This is a genomic window from Gracilibacillus saliphilus (assembly GCF_010994085.1).
Taxonomy (GTDB): domain Bacteria; phylum Bacillota; class Bacilli; order Bacillales; family Amphibacillaceae; genus Gracilibacillus; species Gracilibacillus lacisalsi.
Map to the genome: position 1 here is coordinate 23568 of NZ_WJEB01000047.1, position 9485 is coordinate 33052.

Here is a 9485-nt window from a genome sequence, read left to right on the forward strand (position 1 = left end):
AGAATGGATGGATGTTCTGTGAAGCGCTGGATACAAATTAATAATATTCCAATTCGCTATAAATTAATATCACACTTTTTATTAATTAGTATATTGCCGATTTTCTGTTTAGCTTTATTAATCAGTTGGACGGTTGAGCGTGTAATGGAAGAACAAGTTAATGACAATACAATGCAACTAATTGGTAAAGTAAACGAATCTTTCGAGTTTTACATCAGTAATCTACAAAGTTATACCTATATGATTGCGAATAACGAAGATGTCGAGCAATTTCTAGGTCAAGGTGAAGAGGCGGCTTTTTCTGATAATAAATATGATATACAACGGTACTTGCGAAATTTTACAACTGTATCATCAGAGGTAGCAGGAATAATGGTAATAAACGATGAAGGTGAATATGTTAGTAACGAATTATATGCTCCATCTACCATAGATTTAACGGAAACATCTTGGTATCAAGAAGCTGTTAACAATAATGGTATCTTTAAGATTATTGGTCGACCAGATGGTAGAAGGTTGAATTCTATCGTAGATTATACGAATGAAGATGTGATAACAGTTGTAAGAGCAGTAATAGATCCATTTACTGAACAAGTTCATGGTGTAGTATTAATAGACTTAAAACGAAGAGCCATTGCGGAAACAGTAAAAGATGTTACGTTAGGGAAAAGTGGATATTTAATGGTGATTGATGATAAAGGTCAAAGTATTTACCAGCCTAACCAACCAATTGTGAGTCAAATACCTTTTAAATGGGTTAGTGAACAGCAATCAGGGGATTTCTCTAAAACGATCAAAGGGGAAAAGTTTCAATTTATTTATCAACGCTCTCCTTTTGCCAATTGGGTTACGGTGGGTGTATTCCCTACAGAAGAAACTATCTTTGGATTGCGTGAAATTAATTTTTATTTAGTAATTTTTATTTTTATCATTATGTTTTTCGGTATTCCGGTATCTTATTTTCTGTCACATTCGATCTCGAAACCGATTGTGCAGCTTGTATCTTTTATGAAGAAGGCAGAAGATGGAGATTTGAAGGTGAGGTATAAAGAGAAAAGGTTTGATGAGATTGGTCTATTAGGCAGAAGTTTTAATACAATGCTAACGAAGCTTAATGGTTTAATGCATCTGACAGAAAGACAGGAAAGGCAAAAAAGAGATGCAGAGTTTCGTAGTTTACAAGCGAATATCAATCCGCATTTTCTCTATAACACACTAGATACCATTCAATGGATGGCAAGAAAGCAGAAGGCGGATGATGTGGCAGAAGTAGTAGAATCACTAGCTAAGCTATTTCGAATCGGTTTGAGTAAGGGGCGCGATATCATTACATTGGCTAAAGAAATCGATCATATCGAAAGCTATTTAAAAATACAAAAAACAAGATATCGTGAAAAGTTAAATTATGATATTAAAGTCGAGGAATCTATCACAAATAAAGCAATATTAAAATTCATTCTGCAACCAATTATTGAAAATGCAATCTATCACGGGATTAAAGAACGACGTGGAGCGGGGCATATAAATATTGAAGCCAAATCTTTGGATGGAAACTTACTTATTAAGATTAGTGACGATGGAAAAGGAATGCCCCCAAAACAATTGAGCGATATGAGAGAAGCATTGGCTGAATCGATAATCCAAACTGAAAATCCAGAAGAGACAAGGAATAAAAAAGGATATGGCATGCTGAATGTGCAAGCAAGAATTCAATTAACACACGGCCCCGATTATGGTCTGACAATAGAAAGTCAAGAAGATGTCGGAACAACTATTACGATCTTATTGCCAATTATGAATAATAGTGTTGAGGAGAGGGAGAAGTGATCAAGATGGAATATTGGAAAGTGCTAATAGCGGATGATGAATTTATCATCCGTGATGGAATAATGTCTTCCGTTAATTGGGGTGATTTTAACATGGAAGTTGTAGCAGAAGCAGAAGATGGCGAAGAGGCAGTCGACTTAGCTATCCGACATAAAATTGATGTGTTACTAATCGATTTGAATATGCCGATTATGAATGGCATTACGGCAATGAAGAAAATTAAAAATCAATTACATGATTGTCGGATGGTAGTGATTTCTGGATATGATGATTTTCAATATGCTCAAGAAGCGATTCGCCTACAAGTAGAGGATTATTTATTGAAGCCGGTAAACCCTAATCAATTAGCTGGTATTCTGAAAGAGGTAAAACAACAATTAGATCAGCAAAGGCAAGAAGAAAACTATTTACAGCAGGCTTCTACACAAGTGAAAAAGAATCATAAGCAGTTAAGAAACCGCTTTTTTCTAGATTGGATGTCAGAAAACTTAGGGGAAGAAGAGGTGAAAAATCAATTGCAATTTTTAGAACTCCCTCGATCTGCCCCTCAATCATTGATTGTTATGAAATGGCTCGATGGCGAAGTTGAGCACCTTTTTTTTAGTGAACAGGAGCGGAAGCAACAATTAAAGGCAATAGAAGAGCTATTGGAAAAAGACATGAGAAAGTATGGACATGCCATCTTTTTAGAAAATACTCATTGGATTTCTATTCTTATTTGGGAACAAACACCAGCAGACTTAGTGTTACATCTAGAAGAGTTCATAACAAAGGAACTTGCGCAACATGTTTATGCTAAACAAATAGGTGTGGAATTTTCAAATATTCCTTCTAAGTATGCGGAAGTTAAGCAAGAATTAAATAAATATATGCAACTTTCCCCATTGGTTAAACAATCGATCCAATATATTCGCAAACACTATCGTGATTCTCACTTAACATTAGAGAGCATTGCTGAATCGCTTCATGTTTCAACTGTTTACCTTAGTAAAATGATTAAACAAGATTTAGGGGTATCTTACGTAAAATTAGTAACGCAAATGCGTTTACAAGCGGCAAAAGATTTATTGAAAACAACAGATCTCAGCATCCGGGAAATTGCTGAGCAAGTAGGGTATGATTCACAACACTATTTCAGCACAGCATTTAGGAAATCGATTGGTATGACCCCGAAACAGTACAAACATCAATTATAACGGAGGATAATGGCTGCCTCAAAGTTGCAAGATAAAATAAAAAAAAGAAGCTGCTCTACAAGTCAGCTTCTTACAAACATTTAGATTTAATAAGAAAAAATTCCTCCGCCAATATTCCCGATGAAATTACCGATAAGACTGGAACTAACAATAGCTAAAACGATGGAAATAACCAAGTTCGCTATAAAAATAATATAGTAAATATCCATAGAGCCATTCGGAATCGGATTCTCTTTAAATAAAGTGAAAAATACGATAATACTTGAAATAAATGTTAGTAGCATAACCAAAGAAAACAACATCGTAGATAAGAACGTAATCGATAAAGTTAGACAAAGAACAGCAATTATTGTTAAACCAGTAGGGATAATCAATAGAATTGCTAGTTTGCTAAATACGGTATAAAAGGATGTATCTATTTTCATGATTTTAGTCATGGCAAATATAATACCGTTAAGTGCTGCTAGAATGATTAGGATACCAAGTAATGGTTTAATAAAATCATTGAAAAAGGACGGTTCATAAAATAACCCTCCACCAATTTTGATCGATGTGATATAGGTATACAAGGATAGGAATATTGCTAAAAGACTAAAGGTAATATAACTATTGACCTTATCTTTTTCATTTGCTTTTGTACTGGTTTCAAAAGGCCTTTTTAGCGCATTTGGTAGTGATTGGACATAATGTGAGCTAATAATCTTGACTTGATCTAAAAAGGCATTGTTTTGGGTTGATTCTTCCGTCGCTACTAATGTAGAATCAATAATTTCATCAGTTTCCTTTTCCATAGTAGCGCCACACTCTTTACAATAACTGATCTCCTCTTCCACGGTAGTTCCACAATTATAACACTTCATAAAATCTCTCCTCTATAAAAATTTAATTGAATAATAGCAAAGAATGGTTCTTTTTGTAAAATGTTGCCTTATATATTGTAATAGAACTATTGCACCTTTTGTTAGCATAATTCAAAAATGAATATATTTTACTATTTTAACTTTAAAACAGGTGACGTCGTGTCGTTTGAGCTCTTTTCAAACAAAGGTCCCGGGGTTGAAGTCATTTTTAAGCATTCATAAAAACGATGTAGGCTATTTTGCTCATTAACGAAATATGTACTATGACTTTTTTAGTGGACAAAAACGAATTGAATGACCTATTCCATTTATAACCAATTATGTTTAAATAGTAAATGGTTAACTTTTCCTATATATGTCTAAATTTGTTTAGATTGAAGATTTATTGCGAAATTTCACATATATTTACCTCGATCGATAGGGGCAGAACAATGTCAAGATGACTTCAAAAAGGAATTAGCAACGAAGAATAGCTATCCTGCATAACCTGAAATCAATCTCTCCTCCGATGTCATTTATCACTATGATACATATAGTAAAGCGGATGATGAAATTGAAGCATTAAATGATGATACTGATAGACGTCAATCGAGTATCAAGCGATTAGAGGATGATTTAAAAGAGCTTGAGGATAAACTCGAAGAATTGGAAGATGAACTAGAGGAACTAGAATCAGAAGAAAATGAATCAGAAACACCGGAAAGTACTATTGATGACTTAAAAGATGACATTGAGGACGTGGAAGATGAGATTAGCCTTGCAAAAGGCGAAATCGAGACACATGAGGACCGAATAGAAGATAATGAACAAGAAGTAGAGCAAAAGACAGAAGATAAACAAACATTTGAAGATGATGGAGAAAAGAAAGTAGAAGAGATGATCGATTTATCAGAAGAAATCATCGATGGACTCGAAGAAATTAGCGAACGAATCGGAAAAGCGAAAGATTTAAATAAGGAAATTAAAGATGCAATCGATGATGCCAATAATAATGCAGATGCAAACTATAGTGATGCAGAGGAGAAAGCGGAAGGGCCACCATCAGGTGTAGCATCTGAAGAAGTTGATGATGCATTGCAAGAAATTAAAGAAAATAGTGCAAAACTGGAAGACTATCCGTATGAGCCGTCCTTTTTTGACGAGATAAAAGAGCCAATCTACCGTGCGATAGATGAAATGAGGGATATTCAGAGCTTTTTTGATGGCATTCATACCGATTTCAGTTCGTCCAGTAAAGGGGACCTTCAGCAATTAAGAAGAGATATCCTTGCCAAAATGAATGTAGGTACGAATGAAATTGATACAGGTTCTGATAAATTAGAACAAGATCGCGAAGAGTTTGAAGAAGATGATAAATATCCGTCAATGGAGGAAAATGAAACAGAGTCTGAAAAATTAAATGATGAAGCAAAGGATACTTTAGCAGATCTAGAAGAGACTATAGGAGAAATAGATGAGTATACACAATTAGAAGAGATACTTGGTAAATACAACGAGTATATAGAGGGAAATGGTCCAGATCCTGAAGAAGTCGATTTAAGTGGTGATGCAAGTTCCAGTGCTAAGAGTTCCAAAGGCTTGATGGACGATATGTTTAGCGGAATAGGTAATGCACTAGTAAGTTCAAGGAATGAGTTATATAAAAATGAATATATTCTAATGCATTTTGAAAGTGCAGATCCTACTGGCGACTTTGCACAAGATGCACTTTTAGAAAATCGGGAAGTAGAATATATTTTATACGGAAGTTTAGAACCAGGAGCAAATTATTCTTTAGCACTATCACAGCTGTTTGCGACGAGGTTTGCTTTGAGGTTTATTGATGCTTTTACTCAGTCACATGTCAGAGGGGCTGGTCATCCATTGGCGGTTTTTGTTGCTGCCTTGGCACATGCGTTAGAGGAAGCTACACAAGATACTAAAGATATATCTAGTGGGAGATTAGCTCCGTTAATTAACGATCAGATTACTAACAGGGAAGCACTAAGAATTGATTATCAAGATTATTTGCGATTGTTTTTATTTATAAACCCTAGTAATGATAATAGGTTAAAACGTATTATGGCAGTAATAGAAAAAAATACTGATGTTAATCTAACCAAAAGACACACATATATAGAAGGTAGTGTAAGTGCATCAGATCGTCTTGTTTTTATTCCTCAAATTGCACAAAGTTTAAATATAGTAGGGGCACTGGATGGTAGTGTAGATAATGATCGGTTTATTTTTAATAAGAAAGCACATTTTTCATATTAATAAAAAGGAGAGAGCAGAATGAAAAAAATTCAATTAAGTATAATAATTTTGTTGTTGGCAATCTTGGTTATTGGTTGTAACAATGGTGATCAATCAACTGAGGAAACTGATAAAACAGTAAATGAAGAAACGGGAAAAAGTAATAGTATCGATGATAATGAAGTATCTGATAATGAAAATGATCCTAATTCAAATGACGGAAATGAAAAGAATACTGATGATGGTGAATTCTTATCTATAGGAGAGACTGGAGTAGTGGAGAGTGTTGTGGGTGATTACGAAATCACAGTAAATGCGTTTGAATATTTAGATAAAATGGAAGGTGAATCTTCCATGTTGGATTTTTATATTTTAATTGATTATACAGTTAAGAATATTGGTGATGAAGTAATTAAGGCAGAAGACATCTATGGAGCAGATTTATTTGATGATCAGGAATTAAGTGAAGGTAATAGTTATTATTATGATTCAGTTAATATGCTCGAAGGAAATATAGAAGTAAACGAAACCGTGGACGGTGAATTGTTATTTCATGCAGAAGAATCAAAGTACTATGACTTAGTATTCAATTTTGGAGCACTAGAATCAAACGCAACCAGGTTAACTTGGCGACTTAACGCAGATGAGGCAAGTAATTAAGGAAAGGGTTCTGAGGGGATTGTCCCCTCTCAACCTATCAATCTACATTTTTATGCTTTCTTTTGAGTATAAAAACCTTGTAAATAAAGGAAAGCATAAAACTTGGTATGACTAAATGAACTAAGAAAGATAAGAATTAGACGGTTTTGTTAGTGATTAATTTCCAGTGCTAAGGATGCCAAAGGCTTGATGGATAAAATGTTTAGCGGAATGGGCAATGCACTAGTTAACTCAAGGAATGAATTATATAAAAAACGAATATATTCTAATGCATTTTGAAAGTGCTGATCCTACTGGCAACTTTGCACAAGATGCACTTTTAGAAAATCGGGAAGTAGAATATATTTTATACGGAAGTTTAGAACCAGGAAAGAATTATTCTTTTGCACTATCACAGCTGTTTGCGACGAGATTTGCTTTGAGGTTTATTGATGCTTTTACTCAGTCACATGTCCGAGGAGCTGGTCATCCATTGGCGGTTTTTGTTGCTGCCTTGGCACATGCGTTAGAGGAATCAACTAATGACTTTAAATCACTTATAAAAAGTGAACCCGCGCCCTTATTAAATGATGAAATTACCCCGATAAGACACTTAAATATTACGTACAAAGATTATTTAAGGTTATTCTTATTTATAAATTCTAGTGGAGATTCGCGCCTGAAAAGAATAATGGCAGTAATAGAAAAAAATACAGATGTAAATTTAATTGAGCGAAAAACGTATGTTAATGGTTCAACGGATATTTCAGAAAAATTGATATTTGTACCCCAAATTGCGCGATCCTTAAGTTTTGTAAGAATTCTTGATGGGCAAGTAGATAGTAATCGATATATTTTTAAAGAAGAAGCAAACTTTTCATATTAAAAGGAGAGAATAAGTCATGAAAAAATTACAATTTTGCATAATTTGTCTAGTATTTTTAACCACGCTTATAGGATGTAGTTCTAATGATACAAAAGATGAGTTGCCAAATGAAACTGGCAACGAAGAAAATGAACAACAGAATGATAAAGATGAAAGTAATGAAGAAGAAACGAATGAAAATTCTAAAGAAGAAGAGGAATCAAAGGAAGGTGCTGATAGTGACCTTCTGAGTATAGGAGAGACGGGTCTAGTTGAAAGTGTTTCGGGCAACTATGAAGTGACTATTAAGTCTTTTGAAATGCATGAAGAAATAGAAGGTGAAAAATCTTTAATGGATTTATTTGTGGTTGTTGAATTAGCGATTAAGAATGTTGATGATGAAGTCATTTCAGGTGAAGACATATATGCGGGTGATATATTCAATGATGAGGGAACTGGACAAGGTAATCAATATGGTTATGAATTCATTAATGAAATAGATGAAGACATAGAAGTAGGAGAAACTGTAGAAGGAGAAATGATTTTTTATAATAATGAATCAGAGTATTATGACTTAGTTTGGAATTTTGGGGCATTAGAATCAAATGCAACTAGGTTAACTTGGCGACTTAACGCAGATGAGGCAAGTAATTAAGGAAAAGGTTATGAGGGGACTATCCCCTCTCAACCTATCGATCTATATTTTTATGCTTTCTTTTGTCTATAAGAACCTTGTAAATAAAGGTAAGCATAAACTAATGGAACTTTAAAAGAGACTGTATATAAGCAAGGAGAGAGAAGAATGAAGAAAATCATATTTGCGTCATTAGCAATGGTACTAGCAGCAACAGTAATAGGCTGTAGTTCGGGAGATACAGAAGAACAGATAAGTGGTGACAATGAATCAACCAATCAAGAAGAAACAACTGAGGACGTTTCTAATCAGGATAGTAATAGTGAAGAAGAAAATGATGAATCGCCGGAACAACAGTCCCAAGGAGAAACCGATAGTAATGAGATTTTAAGCTTGGGGGAAACAGGTAAAGTTGAAAGTACAGTAGGTGACTACGAAGTTACAGTTCAAAGTTTCGAAATATTAGAAACGATTGATGGGGAAGAGCCGTTACAGGACAACTTTATTCTTGTGGACTTTGAAGTTACTAATACAGGGAACAATGCTATTGAAGGAAAAGATATATACGATGCAATGTTGTTCGGTGAAGTGTTGAGTACTGAAAATACTTCTATCGAATCAATTGATTTATTAGATGAAACATTGGAAAGTGGAGACGGCGCAACTGCACAATTTTTATTTGATTTACGAGACTCTGATAGTTATGATTTGGTGCTTAATGCTGGATTATCAGGCGTTGCAACAGAAATAACTTGGCGATTTAGCGCAGATGAAGCAAGTAACTAAATGATTGGGGATGAGGGGGAATTCCCCTCGCAAATCAATCTACATTTTTATGCTTTCTTTTGTCTATAAGAATATTTGTGATTAACAGAAAGAATAAAAACTATGAACCTTAATAGGAATTTGTAATCCGCGAGGAGGATTTCCAAATGAAAAAAATAATAATAGGGTTTCTTGGAACAGTATTAGCAACAGCTGTAATAGGCTGTAGCTCAGGAGATTCGGAAGAAGTGAATGATACTGATAATGATTCAACCAATCAAGAAGAAACAACTGAGGAGCACGCTAATCAGGAAAGTAATAGTGAAGAAGAAAATGATGAATCGACAGAACAACAGTCTCAAGAAGAAACCGATAGTGACGAAATTTTAAGCCTGGGAGAGACAGGTAGAGTTGAAAGTACATTGGGTGAATACGAAGTAATAGTTAAAAACTTTGAAATTTTG

The 9485-nt window shown here is 34.4% G+C and carries 8 protein-coding genes and 1 pseudogene; 8 read left to right on the forward strand and 1 reads right to left on the reverse strand.

Features of this window, described 5'->3' with window-relative positions; all coding sequences use genetic code 11:
- Window positions 1–18 precede the first annotated feature (18 nt).
- Window positions 19–1827 carry a cache domain-containing sensor histidine kinase gene (locus GHT08_RS20565; RefSeq protein WP_163583264.1) on the forward strand — a complete coding sequence of 603 codons (1809 nt, stop codon included), beginning with the start codon at window positions 19–21 and terminating at the stop codon, window positions 1825–1827.
- Between the two features lie 5 nt (window positions 1828–1832).
- Window positions 1833–3023: a response regulator transcription factor gene (locus tag GHT08_RS20570; RefSeq protein ID WP_238343633.1), complete on the forward strand. Its 1191-nt coding sequence runs from the start codon at window positions 1833–1835 to the stop codon at window positions 3021–3023.
- An 86-nt stretch (window positions 3024–3109) separates the two neighbouring features.
- On the opposite strand, the gene GHT08_RS20575 is transcribed toward GHT08_RS20570, so the two are convergent.
- Entirely contained in the window at window positions 3110–3883 is a 774-nt protein-coding gene (locus GHT08_RS20575) for a hypothetical protein (RefSeq protein WP_163583266.1), read from the reverse strand.
- A 645-nt stretch (window positions 3884–4528) separates the two neighbouring features.
- Between GHT08_RS20575 and GHT08_RS20580 the strand changes: the two genes are divergently transcribed.
- From GHT08_RS20580 to GHT08_RS20605, 6 genes and pseudogenes are all read left to right on the forward strand, one after another.
- Window positions 4529–6139: a DUF5702 domain-containing protein gene (locus GHT08_RS20580; protein ID WP_163583267.1), complete on the forward strand. Its 1611-nt coding sequence runs from the start codon at window positions 4529–4531 to the stop codon at window positions 6137–6139.
- A gap of 18 nt (window positions 6140–6157) precedes the next feature.
- On the forward strand, window positions 6158–6778 hold the full coding sequence (locus GHT08_RS20585) for a DUF4352 domain-containing protein (RefSeq protein ID WP_163583268.1): 621 nt from the start codon (window positions 6158–6160) through the stop codon (window positions 6776–6778).
- A gap of 268 nt (window positions 6779–7046) precedes the next feature.
- A complete protein-coding gene (locus tag GHT08_RS20590; RefSeq protein ID WP_163583269.1) occupies window positions 7047–7643 on the forward strand; it encodes a hypothetical protein in 597 nt (198 codons plus the stop codon).
- A 16-nt stretch (window positions 7644–7659) separates the two neighbouring features.
- Entirely contained in the window at window positions 7660–8277 is a 618-nt protein-coding gene (locus tag GHT08_RS20595) for a hypothetical protein (protein WP_163583270.1), read from the forward strand.
- A gap of 147 nt (window positions 8278–8424) precedes the next feature.
- Window positions 8425–9042 (forward strand): hypothetical protein, encoded by a 618-nt coding sequence (locus tag GHT08_RS20600; RefSeq protein WP_163583271.1) that lies wholly within the window; start codon window positions 8425–8427, stop codon window positions 9040–9042.
- Between the two features lie 146 nt (window positions 9043–9188).
- A pseudogene (locus GHT08_RS20605) lies at window positions 9189–9485 on the forward strand (hypothetical protein); the annotation flags it as partial.